We start from the raw sequence: 22,057 nt of genomic DNA, 5'->3' as shown, positions 1-22,057 counted from the left end.
GTGACATCGACGGTGAAGCTGCGGGAACTGGCCGAGCAATTCGGGATCGCCACCTCGTATGTGGGGTGGGACAAGCAGGACCACTACGCGAGCGACGACACGTTGCGCCGGGTCCTGGCCTCGCTGGGCGTGTCCGCGGGCACCGAGGCGGAGATCGACGCCGTCCTCGCGGATCTGCCGAACGAGCCGTGGCGGCGCATGCTGCCACCCGTCCTGGTGGTCGTGCAGGGCGAGGAGCGCACCTTCCCCGTGCACGTGCCGCACGGCACTGCGGTGCAGGTGCAGGTGTGCACCGAGGACGGCGACGTCGTCGACGTCGCGCAGCGCGACGTGTGGGTCGATCCGCGGGAGGTCGACGGCCGGCTCGTCGGCCGCGCGACGTTCGCCGTCCCGGACCTGCCGCTCGGGTGGCACACCCTGCACGCCCGCAGCGACGACACCGAGGCCGAGACCACCCTGGTGGTGACACCCGCGCGTCTCGGCACCGCCGACCGGCTCCTCGAGCGACGTCGCCGGGGCCTGGCCGCGCAGTTGTACTCGGTGCGGTCGAAGCGGTCGTGGGGCGTCGGCGACTTCGCGGACCTGGCGGACCTCGCCGCGATCGCCGCCTCGGTGGACGGCGGTGACTTCGTGCTCGTCAATCCCGTCCACGCGGGCGAGCCGGAGCCGCCGCTCGAGCCGTCGCCGTACCTGCCGAGCTCGCGGCGGTTCGTCCACCCGATCTATCTGCGGGTGGAGAACATCCGCGAGGCGGCGTTCCTGCCGCGCAAGCACCGCAAGACGCTCGAGGCGTACGCCGCGAAGTTCGCCAAGTCGAACCGCAAGGACAAGCGCATCGACCGGGACGCCGCGTTCCGGGCCAAGCTGGACGTGCTCGGGCACGTGTTCCGGGTGCCGCGCAGCCCGGCGCGGCAGGCGGAGTTCGACGCGTTCCGCGCCGCGGGCGGGGACGCGCTGACCGATTTCGCGTTGTGGTGCGCGCTCAGCGAGAAGTTCGGCGATCGCAGCGCCCGCTGGGAGACCCTGGCGGCGACCCCCGACGCGCCGTACGTCGCGCGGCAGCGCACCAAGCTGGCCGAGCGCATCGAGTTCCACTGCTGGTTGCAGTGGCTGTGCGACGAGCAGCTCGCCGAGGCGCAGTCCGCGGCGCGTGCCGCCGGCATGGACGTCGGCATCGTGCACGACCTCGCGGTGGGTGTCCGTCCCGACGGCGCCGACGCCTGGACGCTCGGCGACGCCCTGATCCGCGACATGACGGTCGGTGCGCCGCCGGACGACTTCAACCGGCAGGGTCAGGACTGGACCCAGCCGCCCTGGCATCCGGTCCGGCTCGCGGAGCTCGGCTACCGGCCCTACCGCGACGTGGTGCGCACCGCGCTGCGCCACGCCGGCGGCCTGCGGGTGGACCACATCCTGGGCCTGTTCCGCACCTGGTGGATTCCCGAGGGCTGCACGCCCGATCAGGGCACGTACGTCACGTACGACCACGAGGCCCTCATCGGGATCCTGGCGCTCGAGGCGCACCGGGCCGACGCCGTGCTGATCGGCGAGGACCTCGGCGTGTTCGAGAGCTGGGTGCAGGAGTACCTGTCCCGCCGCGGCATCGCCGGGACGTCGATCCTGTGGTTCGAGCGCGACGGCGACGACCCCCGGCCCCCGGAGAGCTACCGGGAGCTGTGCCTGACGTCGGTCACCACGCACGACCTGCCACCGACGGCGGGTTTCCTTGCCGGAGAACACATCACGCTGCGGTCCGAGCTGGGTCTGCTCGAACGGGACCTGGAGACCGAGGCCGCCGACGCGGCCGCCGAACGCGACGCCGTGCTGGCGGTGCTGCGGGAGCGCGAACTGCTCGACGAGGACGCCGACGAGCAGCGGACCGTCGAGGCACTGCACCGGTTCGTCGCGGCGAGCCCGTCGGCGCTGATCGGGGTGTCGCTGGCCGACGCGGTCGGTGAGCGGCGCAGCCAGAATCAGCCGGGCACGACCGACGAGTACCCCAACTGGCGGATCCCGCTGGCCGACGAGAAGGGCCGGACCGTGCTGCTCGACGATCTGCCCGGCAACGAGCGGTTCGCGGCCCTGCTCGCCGCTGTGGCGCCGGCCCCGGATCCCTCCGCAGCCGACGAGGCCTGAGCGTCTCGGCCGGCCGCCGGGTTCCGAACCCGGCGGCCGGCCGCGCGTCACTTCGCGTACATGCTCTCGATGTCGGCGGCGAAGCGCTCAGTCACGACGTTGCGCTTGATCTTCAGCGTCGGCGTCAGCTCACCGGTCTCCTCGGTGAGGTCCCGGTCTAGGATGACGAACTTCTTGATGGCCTCGGCGTGGGAGACCATCGAGTTGGCGTCGTCCACGATGGACTGCAGCGCGTCGTGCAGCGCCGGGTCGTGCCGCAGGTCGGCGATGGTGGCCGTCGGCGCCTTCCCGTTCTCGGCCTTCCAGTTGTCGAGCACTTCGGGGTCGACGGTGAGCAGCGCGGTGATGAAGCTGCGCCCGTCGCCGACGACCACAGCCTGCGAGACGAGCGTGTGCGAGCGCATCCGGTCCTCGAGCGGCCCGGGCGAGACGTTCTTGCCGCCGGCGGTGATGATGAGGTCCTTCTTGCGGCCGGTGATGCTCACGTAGCCGTCCTCGTCGATCTCGCCGAGATCGCCGGTGCGGAACCAGCCGTCGTGGAAGGCCTCGGCGGTGGCCTTCTCGTTGCGCCAGTAGCCCTGGAACACGACCCCGCCGCGCAGCTCGATCTCACCGTCGTCGGCGATGCGGGTGCTGTTGCCGCCCATGGGCTGGCCGACGGTGCCGATCTTCTGGGCGCCGGGCACGTTCACGCTGTGCGCGGCGGTGCTCTCGGTCAGGCCGTAGCCCTCGTAGATCGGGACGCCGACGCCGCGGAAGAAGTGGCCGAGACGGGGACTCAGGGCGCCACCACCGGAGATCGCGAACCAGCACTCGCCGCCCATCGCCTGCCGCAGCTTGGCGTAGACGAGCTTGTCGGCCATGTTGCGCTTGGCCTTGAGCACGAACGACGGACCGCCGTGGTCGAGCGACTCGCTGTAGGCGATGGCGGTCTCCTCGGCGAACGCGAAGATCGCCGCGTTGAACCTGCCGCCGGCCGCGGCCTTGCGCGCCGCGGCGTCGCGCACCTTCTCGAAGACGCGCGGCACGCCGAGGATGGTGTTCGGGGCGTAGCGCTCGAACTGGGCGGAGATCGTGCCGAAGTCCGACCAGTGCGCCTGCGCCGCACCGCCTTCGAAGACGGCCAGCGAGACGGCACGGGCCAGCACGTGCGCGAGCGGCAGGAAGGTCAGTACCCGGCTGCCCGGCTTGGCCACCTCACCGATCGAGGCGGTCAGGATGCCGCGGACCTCGCTGTAGAAGTTGCGGTGGGTCAGCATGCAGCCCTTGGGCCGGCCGGTGGTGCCCGAGGTGTACACCAGCGAGGCGAGGTCGTCGGCGCGGATGCCGTCGAGGCGGGCCTGCAGCTGGGCGTCGTCGACGCCGGCGCCCTCGGCGATCAGCGTCTCCACGGCGCCGCCCTCGATCCGCAGGGTGCGGCGCAGGGTGTCCGGCATGTCGACGAACAGCGCCTCGTGGCGCGCGGTCTCGACGACGGCGACGACCGCCTCGGAGTCCTGCAGGATCCAGCGGATCTGCTCGGTGGACGAGGAGTCGTAGATCGGCACCGTGGCGGCGCCGGCGGCCCAGATGGCGTAGTCGAACAGCGCCCACTCGTAGCGGGTGGCCGACAGCAGGGCCACCCGGTCGCCGGGCTGCACGCCCGCCGCGACGAGGCCCTTGGCGACCCCCGAGACCTGCTCGGCGAATTGCCGTGCGGTGACGGCGACCCAGTCCTCTCCCTCCGGGCGGGAGTACATCACGCGGTGCGGAGTCTTCTCCGCGTGCGTGAAGACCGTGCGGACGACCGATTCGTCGTCGCCGACGGTGAACTGGGCGGGGGTGGTGTACTCACGCACGAGCGTCTCCCTCGTTGTGGTCGGGGCGGGCAGTGGACCGGTGTTCCACTCCCTGGCGGAAGCGGCGCAGCATGTCGACGAACCGATCGATGTCGTCCTGGCCCCAGCCGGTCAGCGCCGCGCGGATCTCGTCGTGACGTCCGGCGACGGTGCGGGCGAGGGTCTCGCGGCCCCGGTCGGTGAGCCGGAGCGGGTGGCCGAGCCGGGTGGGTCCGGCCTGCGCCTGGACGAGCCCGGCGTCGATGCAGCTGCGCAGCTGACGGGAGACGGTCGACCGATTCACGCTGAACGCATCCGAGATGTCGGTGGCTCGGCAGCCCGGGTTGCGGTCGATGAAGCCGAGCATCGAATGCTGCGCCAGCGAGAGCACGTCGTCGTGGGCGCGCTCCCCCGCTGTGAGATGGCGAATCAGGTACACGAACTCGTCGTATACCTCGGATACACCGGCCGCTGCGGACTGCGCCGCAACCTCCCGCTTGTGTTGCACGACGCAACTGTAAGCCCTGTGCCGCTCGACACCCCAATCGCCTCTCCCCGCGGCACCGCACAGACGCGCCGAGACGCACGGCGTCGATCGCGAATTTCCCCGAACCGCAGGCCCGGCCTGCCCGATTCCGGTACAGATGATGCGACAGGACCAGGCCCCCGGCGAAGGAGTTCCCGTGGCCGCACCCGATCGTTCGACGGCCGAGCCCGATCCCGCGACGGCCGTGCGCGGCCGGCGACGGACCGCCGTGCTCGTCGGCCTGCTCGCGGCGGCGCACGCACTGCTGACGCCCGCGACCTCCGCGGCCCAGGAACCCATCGGCTCGTGCGCGTGGCAGTTCCGGTCCGACTCGACCGTGCTGGACATCGCGTTCCCCGACGTCGATGCCACCTACTGGGTGCTGCCGTACGCGCTGGCCCCGGGCGACAGCATCGAACTGCACGGCACCTATCCGGCGGCCCGGTACTTCTCGCTCAACACCTACGGAACGAACTTCGACACGGTCGACACCCTGCGCGACGCACAGATCGCGCCCGATCCGGGCAGCGGGAACCCGTTCGCGGACGCGGCCGCCGAGGGGCTGCCCGCCTCGGCCCGGCGCTGGAGCGCCACCGTCGTCACCGGTCCGGCCGACCACGCCCGCAACGAGATCGGCGCGCTGCCCACCGGCGGGTCGCCCACCGCACCGGCCGGATTCCTCATCGTCCGGGTCTATGTGCCCGACGACCCGGCCTCCCCGACCGGCGGGGTCCCGCTACCGGACGTGACGCTGCACCAGGGTGGGCGCGCCGTGCCGGTGCCCACGTGCAGCTCCGACTTCGACCCCGCCGACTACGGCAGCGGACCGGTCGAGCGCGCCGCCGAGGCGGCCGTCGACCGCATCGTCGAGGGCGCGGCGTCCGGCGCCTTCCCCGGCAACAACCCCGAGGCGACCTTCGTCAGCCCGGCCACCACGTCCGGGTTGTTCCCGAACGGCGACAACAAGTACATCGGCTCCGTGCTGACGTACCAGCCGGGCCGGATCCTCGTCGTGCGCGGCAAGGCCCCCACGTTCCCCGACACCCGCGCCGGCGAACCCGTCACCACGCCCGGCCGCCAGGTGCGGTACTGGTCGATGTGCCAGAACGACCAGGTCAGCCCGTACCCGGTCGTCGCGTGCGCGGCCGACTTCGAGACGGCGACCGACGCGGAGGGCTGGTTCACCTACGTCGTCGCGGCGCCCCAGGACGTGCCCGCCCGCGCCACGGCCGATCCGACGGTGACGGTGCTGCCGTGGGGCTCGACCGAGGTCCCCAAGAAGACTCTGCTCTACCGGAACATGCTGCCGGCCGACGCGTTCTACCCGCAGTCGGTGCAGGCCGCACAGGGCGGCGATCCGGCCGCGACGATGGGTCCCTACTACCCGCGGGCCGCGTACTGCGACACCGCCACCTTCGAGGCCGGCGGCTACGCCGCCTGCCTGCCCTGACCTCGCGGAGCCGGACCACGGGACCCGCCCGGCGGCGATACGTCCGATTCCGGGACGCCACGCCCCGCCGGCAATAACCTGTGTGACACCCGCCACACGGCGGCACCTGTTCCCCCAGGAGGCTCACGCATGTCCGTCCCCGCCCCGTCCGTCATCCTCGACCGCGTCGCGCACTGGGCGCAGACCAAACCGGACGAGGTCGCGGTGCAGTACCTCGACCGCACCCACACCTGGGCGCAGTGGCACGAGCGACTGCGCCACCTCGCCGGCGCCCTCGCCGCCGACGGCGTCGGACCCGGCGACACCGTCGCATTCGTCGACAAGAACAACCTCGCGTGCCTCGAAGTCACCTTCGCCGCCTCCGCGCTCGGCGCGGCGAACGCCATCCCGAACTTCCGGCTCGCCGGCGACGAGCTCGACTACGTGATCAACGACTCGCGCGCCCGGATCCTGTTCGTGGGAGCGGAATTCGCGCAGGAGATCGAGTCGCTGCGACCCCGGCTGTCCACGGTGCAGAAGATCGTCGTCGTGGGCGGGGAGAACGACGAGTTCGAGCCGTGGCTCGCGGCGGCCGCGCCGGCGACCCTGCCCGACGTCGCGCCCGAGACCACCGCGCTGCTGCTCTACAGTTCCGGCACCACCGGCCGGCCCAAGGGTGTGCAGCTGACGCACCGCAACCTGTTCGCGCACTCCGAGGACGTGCTCGCGGTGCTTCCGTTCACGGAGGGTGACTGCCTGCTCGTGGCGATGCCGCTGTTCCATGTGGGCGGCACCTGCTACGCGATCATGGGTATCCACGACGGCCGCCGGTGCGTGTTCACCCGGGAGGCGGACGCGCCGTCGCTGTTCACGGGTCTCGCGGCCGGCGCGAACATCGCCTTCCTGGTGCCCCCGGTAATAGCGGCCGTCCTCGGCGCGGGAGCGCACGCGATCGGGGCGTTCTCCCGGCTCAAGCGCATCACCTACGGCGCCGCGCCGATGCCGCTGCCGCTGCTGCGCGGCGCGCTCGCCGCGTGGCCGGACACCGAATTCGTCCAGGTGTACGGCATGACCGAGCTCGCCGGGGTGATCACGGCGCTGCTGCCGGAGGTGCACCGCGATCCGGCGCAGGAGGCGCGGATGGCGTCGGCCGGCACCCCCATTCCCGGCGTGGAGATGCGCATCGTCGATCCGGCCACGCGCGAGGACGCGGCCCCGGGCGCGATCGGCGAACTGTGGTGGCGCTCGGCGCAGACCACCCCCGGGTACTGGAACCGGCCCGACGCCACGACCGAGACGATCACGGCCGACGGGTGGCTGCGCAGCGGCGACATGGGCCGGGTCGACGACGGCGGCTTCGTGTTCATCGAGGACCGGCTCAAGGACATGATCATCACCGGCGGCGAGAACGTGTACTGCCCGGAGGTCGAGCGGGTCCTCGTCGAGCATCCGGCCGTCGCCGAAGTCGCGGTCATCGGCGTCCCGGACGAGAAGTGGGGCGAGACGGTCAAGGCGGTGGTGGTGCTCGCCCCGGACCAGAAGGCCGACGAGCAGGAACTCATCGACTACACCCGCCGGCACCTGGCGAAGTTCAAGTGCCCCGCGACCATCGACATCGTCGACATGCTGCCGCGCAACCCCACCGGGAAGATCCTCAAGCGCTCCCTGCGGGCCCCCTACTGGGCCGGACACGAACGGACCATCTGAGCGGTGCGGCCTTTGGGCTGCTGCAGCAGCCCAAAGGACGCACCGGCCGCGGAGCGGCCCGGCTCAGCGCACCCGGCGCAGCAGGGCGGCCAGGGCCTGGCCGCCGCCGATGCACATGGTGACGATGCCGAGTTCGAGGTCGCGGCGCACGAGGTCCTTGGCCACCCGCAGGGTCAGGATGCCGCCGGTCGCGCCGACCGCGTGACCGAGGGCGATCGCCCCGCCGTACGGGTTGGTCTTAGCCGGGTCGAGCTTGGCGTCGCGGATCACGGCGACGGCCTGCGAGGCGAACGCCTCGTTCAGCTCGACGGTGTCGATGTCGGCCGGGGTGGTGCCGGTCTGCTCGAACAGCTTCTGCAGGGCGAGGACCGGCGCGTAGCCCATCAGCTCCGGCTCGAGCGCGGCGGTGGCGACGGACTCGATCACCGCGAGCCCACCCAGGTCCCGTTCCTGCGCGACGGACTCGCGGGCGAGGACGACGACGCCGGCGCCGTCGTTGATGCCCGAGGCGTTGCCGGCGGTGACCGTGCCGTCCTTCTGAAATGCCGGGCGCAGCTTCGCGAGGGTCTCGACGGTGGTGTCGGGCTTGGGGTGCTCGTCGGTGGTGACGACGGTGGGCTTGCGGCCGCCGATCTCGACGGGGGTGATCTCCTCGGCGAACGCGGCGCGGGCGGCGTCGGTGGCCGCGCGGCGCTGCGACTCGACGGCGAACTCGTCCTGCGCCTCGCGGCTGATGCCGTACTCGCGGGCGACGTTCTCGGCGGTGACGCCCATGTGGATGCCGTGGAACGGGTCGGTGAGCATCCCGACGGTGCCGTCGACGAGGGTGCGGTCGCCCAGCTTGTAGCCGGAGCGGGCGCCGAAGTCGTAGAACGGCATGCGGGACATGTTCTCGTCGCCGCCGGCCAGGGCCAGATCCACCCCGCCCCAGCGCATCTGCATCGCCGCCGACCAGATCGCCTGCAGGCCCGAGCCGCACAGCCGGTTGACGGTGTACGCCGGCACCGAGACCGGCAGACCCGCCGCCAGCGCGACCCGACGCGCGTTGTAGGCATCCGGGCCGACCTGCCCGATGCAGCCCATGACGACCTCGTCGATGTCCTCGGCCGCCACGCCGGCGCGCTGCAGGGCCGCCTTCGCGGCGGCCGCGCCGAGTTCGTGGGCCGGTACGTCCTTGAACGCGCCGCCGAAGCTGCCGACCGGGGTACGCGCACCGTCGACGATGACGATCCGTTCCGGAGTGCTCATCTCACGTCCCATCTCTCGCAGGAACGGCACCGAGTGCCATCTCTTGCCCACGACGATACCGGAGCAGTGAGCCGCAACACAGTCGGGTGGCACTGCGGCGCAAGACGGGCAGCCGTCAGGCCGGGTCGCTCAGGTCGCCCCGGTGCACGCGCTCGGCCGCCGCGGCCGACCCGAGCTCCGCCCGGGCCTGCGGATTTCTCGCGTAGAAGTCGAGCATCCGATACAGCAGCACCGGGTCGCCGTCGAACTTGCGGGAGTCGACCTCGATCACCGGTTCGCGGGGCAACCGGTCCAGGCGGAACAGCCGGCTGGTCCGTCGTCGCGCCCAGGCGGCGGCCGGCGTGCCCAGCACCCAGATCTCGGGGAATCCGTGATGGACGGCGTGCACCCCGGCCACCGAGACCCACGGCAGGTACGACTCGATGGTCCAGCCGCGTTGCCGGATCCCGTCCGGGGTCAGCAGCAGCGCCCCTCGGCGGATCCCCCCGCGCAGCACCTCCGCGACGAACGCCGCGCAGGGCAGCCCGAAGGCGGCGAGCAGCACACTCACCCACGGAACGCCGTCGTCGAACAGGACTATCTCGACGGCCGCGCCGAGGGCGAGCAACGCCGCGCTCGTCGTCATCGCCCCCATCAGGTGGAAGACGGCGCCGGAAGCGCGGATCTCGGTAACCCCGCGGTCCGGCGACCCCACGAACCGGATCTCGGGGTCGCCGCGGCGCGGACGCCAGTACACGTATCCGAAGAGCGCCGTGAGGGCCATCAGGCCGGACAGGATGAGGAAGAACCGGGTCACCGCCCAGGCTCCCGCCTGCCCGGCATCCCAAGCCCGCCACAGCGAGACGAGGATCACGACGCCGGCGAGGGCGATCGCGGCGGCGACTCGGGCGCTGAACCTCGGGGGCGGCCATTCCTCCGGGCGGATCAGCGGCACGGCGTCGGACTCGTCTTCATCGGTGCCGTGCACAAAACACCCGTCCCACTGAGTTCCCCTTCCGGAAGCGCCGGGGATCCCACCGCCCCGACCGGTTGCCGGTAGGTGGGGAACGCTACCGCAGGGCCTGCGGATTGTGGTTCACGACACGCGCCGGGGCGGGCGTCCACGGCGGAGAAGGGACCTTCGACCCTACGTCCGAGGGGCCCGACGAGGCGGATACCCGACGGTGTGACCATTGCCACAAATGCCACGGGACGGACATAAAGCCCAGTTCAAAAGGTGTTCAACTCGTGTTGGCTGGCCGCCGGACGCGGGACACGAAAATCTTGTCTACGGATGAGTAACACTGGCGCCGACGGGAACGACACAATCATCGACGATCCAGACGAGACCGGAGGAATCTGCATGACTGTCCAGCTTGATTCGCCTGGCTTCGAGTCCGCCCGCGAGGTGGTTTCGGCCCAGGAAGACCTCGGTCGACTGTTCGACGAGATCGGGACGCTCGATGCGCAGATCCTCGAGGCGATCGAGCGCCGCAGCGAGCTGTCGCGCCGGGCGGGCATCGCTGCGAAGGAGTCCGGGACCGCGCGGCAGGCCCAGAACCACGAGATGCGGGTCCTCGACCGTTTCGCCGAGCTCGGCGCCGACGGCAAGACCCTGGCGATGACGCTGCTCCGCCTCGGACGCACCCGCCTGTCCTCCTAGACCCGACGACTTCGCGCGGCCCCCGCACCGGATCGGTGCGGGGGCCGCGTCGTCGTTGCCACCCGAAGAGCCGTGGCCGCCCGAACGCAGGTACGGCGGTCAGCGCCTCGCGTGCAGGAGGCCGTCCCGCACCCAGGCCGGCTGCGGCGTCTCCAGCTCGAACTCGGCGAACGCGCGGCCGGCGACGGCGGCGATGCCCGCCGGCGGCAGCTCCTCGAACTCACCGAGCACGAGGGCGATCTGCTCGACCGGCGGCAACGTCGAGAACAGGACGGCGTCGTCGCCGCAGCCTTCCGCACGCCGATGCGCGGGCGTCTCGGCGTGCAACAGGTACACGAACCACGACACGGCGTACGCGCAGAGTTCGGGACCGATCGGGCCCCGCCACGTCGCGACCGCACGCGCCAGCGCCCGGTCGAAGACCGCGGCCGCGCGCTCGGAACCGACGGACAGCAGCCGCGCGCAGGCCGCGAGGTCCGGGAGCTGGCCTTCCATGACCTCACGCAGGCCACGCGGGGGAACGTCCAGGTTGCCCGCGGACCCGCCACTCGGGTCCGGCGGCATGATGTACATCGTCCGCTCCTTCCGCGCTTTCCCTGTCGGGGAAACCGATGCCGTTTTCCCGTCTATCGTTATGCGGCACCCGAACGTGACGTACCCCATACGGTCACCGCAGGAGTGCCTTGACCTCCAGGAACTCTTCGAGACCGAAGACGCCGGCTTCGCGCCCGACGCCGGAGTGCTTGTAACCGCCGAACGGTGCGTCGGTGTTGAAGGCGCCCCCGTTGATGGAGACCTGCCCGGTGCGCAGCTGTCGTGCGACCCGCTCGGCCCGGGCGCGATCGGCAGACCAGACCCCGCCGGAGAGCCCGTAGTCGCTGTCGTTGGCGATGCGCACGGCGTCGTCCTCGTCGCGGTATCCGATGATCGACAGGACCGGACCGAAGATCTCCTCGCGCGCGATCGTCATGTCCTCGGTCACGTTCGCGAACACGGTCGGCCCGACGAAATAGCCGGTGCCGAGGCCGGTTTCGCGGCCGTCGAGGACCAGTTCGGCGCCCTCCTCGATGCCCTGGTCGATGTAGGACCGCACGCGCTTGAACTGGTTGGCGTTGACCAGGGGGCCGAGCCGGGTGGTGGCCGCGGAAGGATCGCCGACGGTGTAGGCCCGCGCGACCTGCTCGGCGAGGGCGGCCACCTCGTTCATGCGCTCGGCGGGGACGAGCATGCGGGTCAGTGCCGAACAGGTCTGCCCGGAGTTCAGGAAGCACTGGGCCACGCCGTCGGTGACGGCCCGGGTCAGGTCGGCGTCGTCGAGGATGACGTTGGCGGACTTGCCGCCGAGTTCGAGAGCCACCTTCTTCACCGTCTCCGCGGCGACGACGGCGACGCGCTTGCCGGCGCGGGTGGAGCCGGTGAACGAGACCATGTCCACGCCGGGATGCGCGGCGATGGCCTCCCCCACCACCGGCCCGTACCCGCTGACGAGGTTGAACACGCCGGGCGGCAGGCCCGCCTCGTCGCAGATGTCGACGAGCGCGTAGGTGATCAGGGGCGCCACCTCGGTCGGCTTGAGCACGACGGTGCAGCCACCCGCGAGGGCGGCGAACACCTTCAGGACCACCTGGTGCAGCGGGTAGTTCCACGGCGTGATGGCGCCGACGACACCGATGGGCTCGCGCACGATGAGGGCGTTGCCCACCTCGCCGGCGTCGAAGTCGTAGGTCGCGGCGAGTTCGGCGTAGCGGGTGATGTTCTTCAGCGGCATGCCGATCTGGACCGGCTTGGCCAGCGTCACCGGCATGCCCATGTCGCGGGAGACCAGCGCGGCGAGATCGTCGATGCGCTCGGCCATGAGGGCCGCGACCTTGCCGAGGTGGGCACCGCGTTCGGCGCCGGTGAGCGCCGACCACGCCGGGAACGCCGCCCGCGCCGCGCGTACGGCCCGGTCCACGTCCTGTGCCGTGCCTTCGGCGACGACGGCGATGACATCCTCGGTGGCCGGGGCGATCACGTCGATCCGGCCGGTGCCGTCGGAGTCCACCCATTCGCCGCCGATGTAGATCTTCGTGCGGTCGAGCACGTTGTTCATATCGTTCCTTCTCCGCCGAGTGATGTGCTTCACACGCAGCGTACGACGCGTCCCCGACGGGCCGCGGGAAGCGGGTCCAGCCCCGTCGCGGCGCGTCAGGGCCGGGTCTCCAGGGCGCGCTGGAGCGTCGGCCACGCCTTGGGCAGCTGGTCGCGCCAGTAGCCCCAGGCGTGCACGCCGACGGGTTCGTAGGTGACGGTGACGGGGATCTTCAGGGCGCCGAGGCGTTCCTCGAGCCGCTGGGTGCACATCCGCGAGCCGGCCTCGAGGATGCCGCCGGCGACGAGGGTGCGCGCCAGGTCCGGGGTCTCGGGCGTCTCGTGGGGACCGGGCACGCCCGTCGCGGCGGACAGGTAGAGCTCCTTGCCGGCGAGGTTCTCGGCGTGCGCGACGGTGTCGTGCTCGGCCCACTCCCGGCTGCCGGGCGGGCCCCACATGTTCACGACGTCGCCGCCCTGCGACGAGGTGCTGGTCTGCACGACGGCGCTGCCGAGCAGGTCGCCCGTCGAGTAGCAGCCGCTGAAGGCGGCGACGCCCCGGTAGAGCTCGGGGTGCCGGTGGGCGAGCATCATGGCCGCCTGCCCACCCATCGAGTTCCCGGCGATCGCGTTGACCCCGTTGCTGTTCAGCCGCGCGGCGAGCAGCGGCGGAAGCTCCTCGGTGAGGAAGGTTTCCCACTTGTTCAGGCCGAGCTTGGGGTCGGACTGCTGCCAGTCGCTGTAGAGGCTGCCGCGGCCGCCGTTGGGCATGACGACGTTGACGTTCTTGTCTGCGAAGAAGGCGGGCGCGCCGCCGATGTTCATCCAGCCGCTGGTGTGGTTGCGGGCGCTGACCCCGTCGAGCAGGTACAGGGTGGGGCGCGGGGCCGAGTTGTCGGCGGGCAGCAGGACCTCGACGCCCACGTCGCGGCGCAGGGCGGGGCTCGCGACGGTCAGCCGCACGGCGCGGTCGGAGATCGGGGTCTCCCCCACGATGGCCGGTGTCGCGATGTTCCGCAGCTCCGGCAGGGGGCCGGGGTCCTCCTGGAAGGCCGCCGGCACCGACGAGCCGGAATTCGACCCGGTGCCGGGTGCCGCGACGGCGACCCCCGCCCCCAGCACGGAGACGGCGGCGAGTGCCGTCCCGGCCGTGAACAGGCGGACGAGTGCCGGGCGCTGAACATCAACCACGAGGGCCTCCCTAAACCTCAAGTTCAGGTTGAGAGTAGCTCGAGCATCGTCCCCGTGGCGTCTTTTCGGACCGCCGCCGATCCCGAAAGACGCCACGGCGGCGGAACCGCCTCCTACACTTGGCACAGGCCACGGGAGGAGTCGCCGATGCCCGACCGCTCTGCCGCACGCACCGAACGGGCGCCCGCCGTCGAGCGCCCCGCACAGCTCCGCAACGTCGTCCTCGTCGGTTGCAGCGGGGTCGGCAAGACCACCCTCGCCGAATCCCTGGCCCTGGCCGCCGGCGCCGTGGGCCGCGCCGGACGCACCGCCGACGGCACCACCGTCTCCGACTACGAGGCGATCGAGCAGCAGCACCGCCGCTCGGTGCAACTGGCCGTGCTGCCGCTCGAGTGGAACGGCGTGAAGATCAACATCATCGACACCCCCGGGCATCCGGACTTCGACGCCGAGGTCCGCGCGGGACTGCACGCCGCCGACGCGGCCGTATTCGTCGTCTCCGCAACAGATCCCATCTCCGCCGCCACGCGCACCCTGTGGCGCGAATGCGCCGAGACCGCGATCCCGCGCGCCATCGTCGTCTCCAAGCTCGACGTCGCCCGCACGGACTTCGACGAGATGCTCACCGCCTGTCACGACGCCTTCGACCTCGGGCCGGACACCCTGCGCCCCGTGTACGTGCCGGTCTTCGACGGCGGCCGCCCGTGCGGCTCGATCGATCTGCTCACCGGCCGCGGCTACGGCCATCCCGCCGCCGTGCCGGACACCGGCGCCGCGCGCGAGAGCCTCGTCGAGGCGATCTCCGGCCAGGACGACACGCTCATGGAGCGCTACCTCGCCGGCGAGGCCCTCGACACCGAATCCCTCGACGAGGGGCTGCGGCACGAGATCGTCGACTGTGCACTGCATCCCGCGCTCGCCACCACCGACTACGGGGTCGGCGCCGCCGAACTGCTCGATCTCGTCGCGATGGCCTTCCCCGACCCCACCCACCGTCGTCCGCCCGCCCCCGCCGCCGATCCCGCGGCGCCGTTGACGGCGCAGGTGATCCGTGTCGCCGGGGACGCCTACGTCGGGCGCATCAGCCTGGTGCGGGTGTTCTCCGGAACGCTGCGCCCCGACACGACGATCCGGCTGGCCGGGTCCGCCGGCGACGACACCACCGAACGCGTCGCGACCCTCACCAGCCCGTTCGGCCGGCAACAGCGACCGGTGCCCGAGGCCGTCGCCGGCGATCTGGTGTGCATCGCCAAGCTCGTCACCGCCCAGCCCGGCGACACCCTCTCCGAAGCGGGGGCATCGACCCTGCTGGACCGCTGGCCGCTGCCCGAGCCGCTGCTGCCCGTGGCCGTCGAGGCCCACAGCCGCAGCGACGACGACAAGCTCTCGCAGGCCCTCTCCCGGCTGACCGCCGAGGACCCCGCCCTGCGTCTCGAGCAGAACCCCGACACCCACCAACTCGTGCTGTGGTGCACGGGCGAGGCCCACGCCGAGGTCGTCCTCGACCGGCTGCGCACCCGCCACGGCGTGAACGTCGACGCCGTCCCGTACCGGGTGGCGCTGCGCGAGACGTTCGCGGCCCCCGCCAAGGGCCACGGCCGCCTCGTCAAACAGTCCGGCGGCCACGGCCAGTACGCGGTGTGCGACGTCGAGGTCGAACCGCTGCCCATCGGCGGCGGCATCGAATTCGCCGAACGCGTCGTCGGCGGCGCCGTGCCCAGGCAGTTCTTCCCGTCCGTCGAGAAGGGCGTGCGTGCGCAGGCCGCCAAGGGTGTGGCCACCGGAAACCCGCTCATCGACGTCCGCGTCACCCTCGTCGACGGCAAGGCACACTCGGTGGACTCCTCCGACGCCGCGTTCCAGACCGCGGCCGGGCTGGCGCTGCGCGACGCCGCCACCCACACCGAGGTCAAGCTGCTCGAACCCGTCGCCGCGGTGCGGGTGATCCTGCCCGAGGAGTACCTCGGCGCCGTCCTCGGCGACCTGTCCGCCCGGCGCGGCCGGGTCCTCGGCACCGAGAGCGCCGAGCCGGGCAGGACCCTGCTACGCGCGGAGGTCCCCGAGCTCGAACTCGCCCGCTACCCGGTCGATCTGCGATCGCTCACCCAGGGCACCGCCGAGTTCGCCCGGATGCACCTGCGCTACGAGGCGATGCCCGCCGCGGTGGCGGCGCAGTTCACCGGCGGCCAGGAGACGGCCACGTCGAACGGCAAGTCCCGCAGCGGAAGCCGGTAACGCGTCCGGCGACGGATCCTCACTCCCGCAGCAGCAGCGACGCCAGTTCCGCCGGGCGGGCGAGGGCGGGCAGGTGCCCGCTGTCGATCACCTCGGGCTCCACGCCCAGCCGCTCGCGAGCGAGGCGCTCGATCAGCGGCAACGGGAACAACCGATCGTGACGGCCCGCGATCACCCGCACCGGCACGTCCGGCCACCGCGGCGCCCGCCACGCCGGCTCGAACGCCGCCTCCGACATGCCCGGCTGCTCGTGCGCGAAGGCCTCGTCGACCACGTCGGCGGGCACGTCGTGGAAGAACAGCCCGCGCGGATCCAGCGGCGCGTCCGGATCGCGCCCCTCGGCGACGTCCTGCGCGCGCTTCGCCTCGGCCTGCCCCACCGCCGACCACCACTGCCCCGGCGACTCGCCCGGCGCCGGAATCATCGGGGCCACCAGGATCAGCCCGTCGACGGGCATCCGCTCGGCGGCGATCGCCGCGGTGAACGCGGACATCGACTGCGCGACCAAGGTCGGCGGCCGCGCGACGTCACGGCCGGCCGCCACCACGACGTCGGCGAAGGTGTACTGGTCGGCGCCGGGATCGGTGTACGGCAGGTCGACCGGGACGACCTCGTGCCCACACTCGCGCAGCAGCGGCACCACCCGGTGCCAGTACCACGAGTCCGAGCCGGCCCCCGGCAGCAGGACGAAGGCACGGGTCATGGCATCGGGCATCGGCGGCTCCCGGTCGGTGACGACACGGCCCGGTCAGTCCGGCGCCTCGTCGCCCGTCACGATCGGCTTCTGCTCCTCGCGGTCCGAGACGCTGCCCTCGACGCCCTCCTCCTCGCGCTCGGACTCGACCCGCTTCTCCATGTCGTCCACCAGGTTCTCCAGGTCTTCCCGGGTGACCGGGGCGGGGCGGTCGGTGGCCTCCACGGGCTCTTCGCGCTCATCGCGCTCATCCGGACTTCCCACGGTGTGACGTCCTTTCGATGTCGGCCGGCGTCCGCCGGTTCGGCCCTCTCGCAGTACCCGGTCTCCCGCACCCCGAAACGGCGCGGGCGGTCGCCGGGCGCAGATCACATCGTCGGAAAGGACTCCGAGGGGCGCTCCCCCTCGTCGTACACCGTCTCGGGCGAGCCGATGATCAGCGGATCCGGGGTGCGAACCACGCGCGGATCCTTGCCGGTGTAGTCGAAGCGGTGCAGCACCCACTTCATGGCCTCGATCCGCGAACGCTTCTTGTCGTTCGCCTTGACGATGGTCCACGGCGCGTGCGGGGTGTCGGTGTAGAACAGCATCGCCTCCTTCGCCTCGGTGTACGCGTCCCACTTGTCGAGGCTCGCGAGGTCCGTCGGCGAGAGTTTCCACTGCTTGACCGGATCGGTGCTGCGCGCGACGAACCGCGCGTGCTGCTCCTCGCGGCCCACCGAGAACCAGAACTTGACCAGATGGATCCCCGACTGCACCAGCATCCGCTCGAATTCCGGTGCGGAGCGGGTGAATTCGCGATACTCGTTCGGGGTGCAGTAGCCCATCACCCGTTCGACGCCGGCCCGGTTGTACCAGGACCGGTCCATCAGCACGATCTCCCCGCCGGCCGGCAGGTGCTCGACGTAGCGCTGGAAGTACCACTGCGTGCGTTCACGCTCGGTGGGCTTCTCGAGCGCCATCACCCGCGCGCCGCGGGGATTGAGGTGCTCGGTGAACCGCTTGATGGCCCCACCCTTGCCGGCCGCGTCGCGGCCCTCGAAGATGATGACGATCTTCTCGTCGTACTCCTTGACCCAGGCCTGCAGCTTGAGCAGTTCGATCTGCAGCCTGCGTTTGCGGGCCTCGTACTGCCGCCGTGTCATCTTCGTGTCGTACGGATACCCGTGCCGCCACGGTTCGTCGACGTCGGCGACCAGGTTCTCGCGGCCCGACTTGCGCAGCAGCTCGCCGATTTCGTCGATCTCCGGGGTGACGTCGACCTGGCCGTCCGACGCGAGTTCGAACGGCTCGCCGTTCTCGTTCAACTCGTCCACTCCGTGAGATTACCGCCGGTCCCCGCACCCCGCGGTTCGATCGGGTGTGCGACCCGCTGCACATTCGCCCGTTCCCGGCCCCACCCTGTAGGCTTCGGGTATCGATGGGCATCTCGCGTCGAGCCTCCCGCTCGATGGGCCCCGATTGGAACATCTTTCCGGCTGATTCGCGGCCGACCAAGGAGCGTCCTGTGACGCACACACCGCCTCCACATCCCGGCACCCGCCGGGATGCGCCGGCACGGGCGGGAACGCAGCCGTTCCCCGAGCCCACACGCACCCCGCGGCTGCTGCTGCGACCTGCCGGGGCGCCCACGTCGTCCGTCGACGGCGCATGGTTTCCCTGGACCTCGAACATCACCTCGGAGCTGCACGACCTGATCTCGGCGCTCGCCCCGCGGCTCGGGTCCGTCTCCCGGATCGCGTTCGAATGGAATGCGGTCAGCTCCGCTCAGCGACGCATCGACGACGTCGACGGCATCGAGATCACCGGTCCGATTCCCGGACAGCCGGCGAACCTGATGTATCTGTTCGGCGAGAACGACACGCGGATCGCGCTGACGCTCGTCGATCCCCACACCGATCCGGACCGCGCCTACGAGATCATGCGAACAGTCACCGATGCGCCCGGCGACCACTGACCCTTCCCTCCCCGATCACTCCACAGAACAGGACACCATGCAGCACCACGAGTACCCGATCTTCCTTCAGCCCGGCAAGCCCGCCGAGCCGGACACCACCGCCGACCTCGAGGCGGACACCCGGCGTCACGGACCGTACGACTACTCCGGCCTCTTCTCCGCACCGAACTGAGCGCCCGCCGCCGCTTTCATGATCGAACAGCACGCGTTCCGACGATGCAGGGTTCACACTGAGGTCCGATGATGTTGTCATCCTGCCGACCCTGGGAGCTGCGATGCGCCGTCTTTCGATCCTCGCCGTGAGCGCATTCGTGGTGGTGGCCGCGGCCTGCGGCTCCGACACCGGCACCGAGGACTCCGCGACGACGACCACCCGCGCGCCCGACGCGGCCCAGGCCGAGAAGTTCCAGACCGCGCTCGACGACGTGCGCAACGACTTCAAGTTCCCCGGCGTCGTCGCGCGGGTGATCACCGCCGACTACGAGTGGACCGGCAGTTCCGGGACCGCAGGCCAGGACTCCACCGAGCCCCCGACCGCCTCCGACCACACGCGCATCGGCAGCATCACCAAGACGTTCACCGTCACCGCGGTGCTCCAGCTGATGCAGGACGGCAAGCTGTCCCTCGACGACCCCATCGGCAAGTACGTGCCGGGCCTGCCCAACGGCGACACCGCCACCCTGCGCCAGCTCGCCGACATGACCAGCGGCATCCCCAGCTACACCTTCGACGAGAACTTCCAGAACCAGCTCTTCGGCGACCCGACCAAGCCCTGGACTCCCGAGCAGCTGCTCGACATCGTGCGTGGAGCGCCGCCGAACTTCCCGCCCGGGGAGAAGTGGGAGTACTCGAACTCGAACCTCATCGCCCTCGGCCTGGTCGTCGAGCAGGTCAGCGGGCAGAGCCTGGGCGACTACATCACCGGGAAGATCATCGAGCCGCTCGGGATGCGGGAGACCTCCTTCCCCGACACCGCCGAGATCCCCTCCCCCCACCTCGAAGGCATCACCGAGCAGGGCCAGCCGGAGGGACAGACCACCGACCCCACCAACTGGGATCCCTCGTGGGCATGGGCCGCCGGGGCGATGATCTCCACCCTCGACGACCTGCAGATCTGGGCGAAGGCCATCGGCACCGGCGAGGGGCTCTACGACCAGCAGACCCAGGACGTGCGCATGTCGTCGTTCCTGTACGGGCTGCCACCGAACACCGCGACCGCGGCGTACGGGCTCGGGCTCGGCGACGCCGACGGCTGGCTCAGCCACACCGGCGAGCTGCCCGGTTTCAACACCTACTTCGGCTACGACAAGAACACCCAGGACATCATCCTCGTGGCCGTCAACAGCGACATCCCCAATGCCCAGAACCAGAACCCCGCCCCCGCCGTGGTGCAGAAGCTGCAGGCCGCGCTCGCCGGATCCTGACCGGGACGAGGCCGTGGCGGCCCTCACGTCGGCCGGATCCGGCGTGATCCGCCGTTATCGTGGGTGAGGTGACTGCACCACTCCTCGCCGCCATACCGGCCGACGCCGCCGTCCCGACCGAGGGCCTCGCCGGCTGGGCGCTGTCCCTCATGGACCGGCTCGGCGGCGTCGGAGCGGGGATCGCGATCGCGCTGGAGAACTTCTTCCCGCCGCTGCCCAGCGAGGTCATCCTGCCGCTGGCCGGCTTCGCCGCGAGCCTGGGCAGCTTCACCCTCTTCGGGGCGCTGTTCTGGACCACCCTCGGCTCGCTCGCCGGCGCCCTCGGCCTCTACGCGGCCGGGCGCGGCGTCGGACCGGACCGCATCCGCCGGATCGTCGACAGGCTCCCCCTCGTCGACGTCGCGGACCTCGACCGCACCACCGCATGGTTCGAGCGGCACGGCAGCAAGGCCGTGTTCTTCGGCCGGATGGTCCCGCTGTTCCGCAGCCTCATCTCCATCCCCGCCGGCGTCACCCGCATGCCCGCGTGGCGATTCGTGCTGTTCACCACCGCCGGCAGCCTCGTCTGGAACACGATCTTCGTCCTCGCCGGCTACGGGCTGGGAGCGAACTGGGCGCGGGTCGAGCCGTACGCGTCGGTGTTCCAGAACATCGTGATCGCCGCCGTCGTCCTGTTCCTCGGCTACGCCATCGTCAAGCGTGTCCGGAAGCGTCGCGCGCAGAGCGGTGCGAGCTGACCACGACACTGCGCCCGGGCGGGATCAGAACATGACGCCGGCGAACGGCGCCGATGCCGTCGCGAACAGCTGCTCGACCACCGGGAGCGCCTCGTCGTCGAGCACCCGCACCAGGCCGGCGACCTCCAGCTGATGCCACCGGGTCCCGCCGAGCAGCGTCGCGGCGAGCGCGGACACGTCCACCTCGAGCTGCGCCGGCTCGTCCACCCGCTCGGCCCCCGCCGCCGAGATCCGATAGGTCCCGGTGTTCTCCGGGAGACGCTCGTCGATCACGGCCAGCCGCACCTCTCCGGTGCCGGCGTAGGTCCGCGCACGCAGCGCGGCCGGCACGTCGACGATGCGCAGCCACGTCTCGTCGCCGGCACTGCGCAAGCGCACCGCGCGCGAGTCCGTCAGCAGCCACGGCAGCGGATCGTCCTGCGGGAGCGCGGCGAAGACGAACGTGTCGACGAGATCGAGGTTCAGCAGGAACCGGAGCAGGCCCAGGTAGGCGGTGCGGGTCGGGGCGAAGAAGTCCTCGACGACGACCGTCCGATCCCGGCTGCCGAACCACATGTCGGTGCCGATCGGCCGGTACCGGGCAAAGCCCGTCTCCGCGCCCGGCTCACCGTGCACCGCGACGTACCGGGGCTCGCGGTCCCCGACGATCCGGTGCTCCTGCGACCGCCACCACGGCGGGATGCGATCGATGCTTCCGGGCCGCGACGACGGATTGGCGTCGGCAATGCGCGACAGCAGGTCCCACGCGTGGTGCGGATCGACGAGCCGCACCGGTTCGCCCTCGCCCACCGACGGACGCAGCACCGCCCGCCGCACGTCGAGCTCGACGGTGTGCGTCGTCGTGGCGACGCCGTACCCGAAGCGGCCGTAGATCGTCGCCTCGGAGGCCCGCAGCGACGTCACCACCTCACCCCGGTCCTGGGCATCGCTCAGCTGACGACGCATCAACGCCGAGAGCACACCCCGCCGCGTGTGCGTGGGCAGCACGCCGACGTGCGTCACGGCGGCGTGCGGAACCCGCCGGCCGCCGGGCAGCACCATGCCACTCGACGCCGACTCCACCGTGCCGACCATCTGCCCGTCGACGAACGCCCCGAGGGTGCGGCCCTGTTCGCGCTGGGTGAGGATCTGTCCCGGCTCGAGCGGATTCGGCGCCGGCATCCCGATCATCGCGGTACGGAACAGCTTCGCCGCCGTCAGCAGCTCGGCTTCGGTGTCCAGGACTCGAATCTCCGGCATTACCG

20 protein-coding genes are annotated in these 22,057 nt (G+C 71.2%); 9 read left to right on the top strand and 11 right to left on the bottom strand.

All coding sequences use genetic code 11. From position 1 onward, the window contains the following. Positions 1 to 2,136 carry a 4-alpha-glucanotransferase gene (gene malQ, locus KZJ41_RS11040; protein WP_251550775.1) on the top strand — a complete coding sequence of 712 codons (2,136 nt, stop codon included), beginning with the start codon at positions 1 to 3 and terminating at the stop codon, positions 2,134 to 2,136. A gap of 47 nt (positions 2,137 to 2,183) precedes the next feature. Here malQ and KZJ41_RS11035 read toward each other — a convergent pair whose 3' ends face one another. Together KZJ41_RS11035 and KZJ41_RS11030 are read right to left on the bottom strand one after the other, a co-directional pair. After that, the gene (locus KZJ41_RS11035) at positions 2,184 to 3,974 is read right to left on the bottom strand and encodes a long-chain fatty acid--CoA ligase (RefSeq protein WP_006939451.1); all 1,791 of its coding nucleotides are present in this window, start codon (positions 3,972 to 3,974) and stop codon (positions 2,184 to 2,186) included. Further along, a complete protein-coding gene (locus KZJ41_RS11030; protein WP_006939453.1) occupies positions 3,967 to 4,461 on the bottom strand; it encodes a MarR family winged helix-turn-helix transcriptional regulator in 495 nt (164 codons plus the stop codon). The genes KZJ41_RS11035 and KZJ41_RS11030 overlap by 8 nt, the downstream gene beginning before the upstream one ends. Positions 4,462 to 4,684: 223 nt before the next feature. On the opposite strand from KZJ41_RS11030, the gene KZJ41_RS11025 reads away from it, so the two are divergent. Next, complete coding sequence (locus KZJ41_RS11025; RefSeq protein WP_373566479.1) at positions 4,685 to 5,929, top strand: hypothetical protein; 1,245 nt, start codon at positions 4,685 to 4,687, stop codon at positions 5,927 to 5,929. Between the two features lie 129 nt (positions 5,930 to 6,058). Further along, positions 6,059 to 7,615, top strand: coding sequence for a long-chain-fatty-acid--CoA ligase (locus KZJ41_RS11020; protein WP_102799852.1), 1,557 nt, complete (start codon positions 6,059 to 6,061; stop codon positions 7,613 to 7,615). Between the two features lie 63 nt (positions 7,616 to 7,678). Here the strand turns inward: KZJ41_RS11020 and KZJ41_RS11015 are convergent, their stop codons facing one another. Further along, positions 7,679 to 8,863 carry a thiolase family protein gene (locus KZJ41_RS11015; protein WP_102799870.1) on the bottom strand — a complete coding sequence of 395 codons (1,185 nt, stop codon included), beginning with the start codon at positions 8,861 to 8,863 and terminating at the stop codon, positions 7,679 to 7,681. Positions 8,864 to 8,978: 115 nt separating this feature from the next. Further along, positions 8,979 to 9,830 carry a hypothetical protein gene (locus KZJ41_RS11010; protein WP_251550772.1) on the bottom strand — a complete coding sequence of 284 codons (852 nt, stop codon included), beginning with the start codon at positions 9,828 to 9,830 and terminating at the stop codon, positions 8,979 to 8,981. A gap of 375 nt (positions 9,831 to 10,205) precedes the next feature. Here KZJ41_RS11010 and KZJ41_RS11005 point away from each other — a divergent pair, with 375 nt between their 5' ends. Continuing rightward, complete coding sequence (locus KZJ41_RS11005) at positions 10,206 to 10,505, top strand: chorismate mutase (protein WP_006939464.1); 300 nt, start codon at positions 10,206 to 10,208, stop codon at positions 10,503 to 10,505. 99 nt (positions 10,506 to 10,604) lie between these two features. Here the strand turns inward: KZJ41_RS11005 and KZJ41_RS11000 are convergent, their stop codons facing one another. The 3 genes from KZJ41_RS11000 to KZJ41_RS10990 form a co-directional block, all read right to left on the bottom strand. Continuing rightward, a complete protein-coding gene (locus tag KZJ41_RS11000) occupies positions 10,605 to 11,078 on the bottom strand; it encodes a hypothetical protein (protein ID WP_072634929.1) in 474 nt (157 codons plus the stop codon). A 94-nt stretch (positions 11,079 to 11,172) separates the two neighbouring features. Then, the gene (locus tag KZJ41_RS10995; RefSeq protein WP_065922734.1) at positions 11,173 to 12,597 is read right to left on the bottom strand and encodes an aldehyde dehydrogenase family protein; all 1,425 of its coding nucleotides are present in this window, start codon (positions 12,595 to 12,597) and stop codon (positions 11,173 to 11,175) included. A 95-nt stretch (positions 12,598 to 12,692) separates the two neighbouring features. Beyond that, positions 12,693 to 13,766, bottom strand: coding sequence for an alpha/beta hydrolase family protein (locus tag KZJ41_RS10990; protein ID WP_072634927.1), 1,074 nt, complete (start codon positions 13,764 to 13,766; stop codon positions 12,693 to 12,695). A gap of 147 nt (positions 13,767 to 13,913) precedes the next feature. On the opposite strand from KZJ41_RS10990, the gene KZJ41_RS10985 reads away from it, so the two are divergent. Then, positions 13,914 to 16,001 carry an elongation factor G-like protein EF-G2 gene (locus tag KZJ41_RS10985; RefSeq protein WP_050034996.1) on the top strand — a complete coding sequence of 696 codons (2,088 nt, stop codon included), beginning with the start codon at positions 13,914 to 13,916 and terminating at the stop codon, positions 15,999 to 16,001. A 19-nt stretch (positions 16,002 to 16,020) separates the two neighbouring features. Here KZJ41_RS10985 and KZJ41_RS10980 read toward each other — a convergent pair whose 3' ends face one another. From KZJ41_RS10980 to ppk2, 3 genes are all read right to left on the bottom strand, one after another. After that, positions 16,021 to 16,716, bottom strand: a complete 696-nt coding sequence (locus KZJ41_RS10980; RefSeq protein ID WP_102799853.1) for an alpha/beta fold hydrolase — start codon at positions 16,714 to 16,716, stop codon at positions 16,021 to 16,023. A 33-nt stretch (positions 16,717 to 16,749) separates the two neighbouring features. Then, positions 16,750 to 16,959, bottom strand: coding sequence for a hypothetical protein (locus tag KZJ41_RS10975; RefSeq protein WP_044476108.1), 210 nt, complete (start codon positions 16,957 to 16,959; stop codon positions 16,750 to 16,752). A 104-nt stretch (positions 16,960 to 17,063) separates the two neighbouring features. Beyond that, positions 17,064 to 18,011 carry a polyphosphate kinase 2 gene (ppk2, locus tag KZJ41_RS10970; protein ID WP_006939479.1) on the bottom strand — a complete coding sequence of 316 codons (948 nt, stop codon included), beginning with the start codon at positions 18,009 to 18,011 and terminating at the stop codon, positions 17,064 to 17,066. A 191-nt stretch (positions 18,012 to 18,202) separates the two neighbouring features. On the opposite strand from ppk2, the gene KZJ41_RS10965 reads away from it, so the two are divergent. The 4 genes from KZJ41_RS10965 (at position 18,203) to KZJ41_RS10955 (ending at position 20,813) form a co-directional block, all read left to right on the top strand. Next, the gene (locus tag KZJ41_RS10965; RefSeq protein WP_102799854.1) at positions 18,203 to 18,652 is read left to right on the top strand and encodes a DUF5994 family protein; all 450 of its coding nucleotides are present in this window, start codon (positions 18,203 to 18,205) and stop codon (positions 18,650 to 18,652) included. A gap of 37 nt (positions 18,653 to 18,689) precedes the next feature. Then, entirely contained in the window at positions 18,690 to 18,824 is a 135-nt protein-coding gene (locus KZJ41_RS28445) for a hypothetical protein (RefSeq protein WP_006939481.1), read from the top strand. Between the two features lie 103 nt (positions 18,825 to 18,927). Beyond that, positions 18,928 to 20,076, top strand: coding sequence for a serine hydrolase (locus KZJ41_RS10960; RefSeq protein ID WP_065922738.1), 1,149 nt, complete (start codon positions 18,928 to 18,930; stop codon positions 20,074 to 20,076). Between the two features lie 56 nt (positions 20,077 to 20,132). After that, on the top strand, positions 20,133 to 20,813 hold the full coding sequence (locus KZJ41_RS10955; RefSeq protein WP_044476109.1) for a DedA family protein: 681 nt from the start codon (positions 20,133 to 20,135) through the stop codon (positions 20,811 to 20,813). 24 nt (positions 20,814 to 20,837) lie between these two features. On the opposite strand, the gene KZJ41_RS10950 is transcribed toward KZJ41_RS10955, so the two are convergent. Further along, positions 20,838 to 22,052, bottom strand: coding sequence for a GNAT family N-acetyltransferase (locus KZJ41_RS10950; RefSeq protein ID WP_006939485.1), 1,215 nt, complete (start codon positions 22,050 to 22,052; stop codon positions 20,838 to 20,840). Positions 22,053 to 22,057 lie beyond the last annotated feature (5 nt).

The organism is Rhodococcus sp. 11-3 (assembly GCF_023704055.1).
GTDB classification, from domain to species: Bacteria; Actinomycetota; Actinomycetes; order Mycobacteriales; family Mycobacteriaceae; genus Rhodococcus; species Rhodococcus aetherivorans.
The sequence above is the reverse complement of the archived record's forward strand: the minus strand, read 5'-3'. Positions and strand labels throughout refer to the sequence as shown.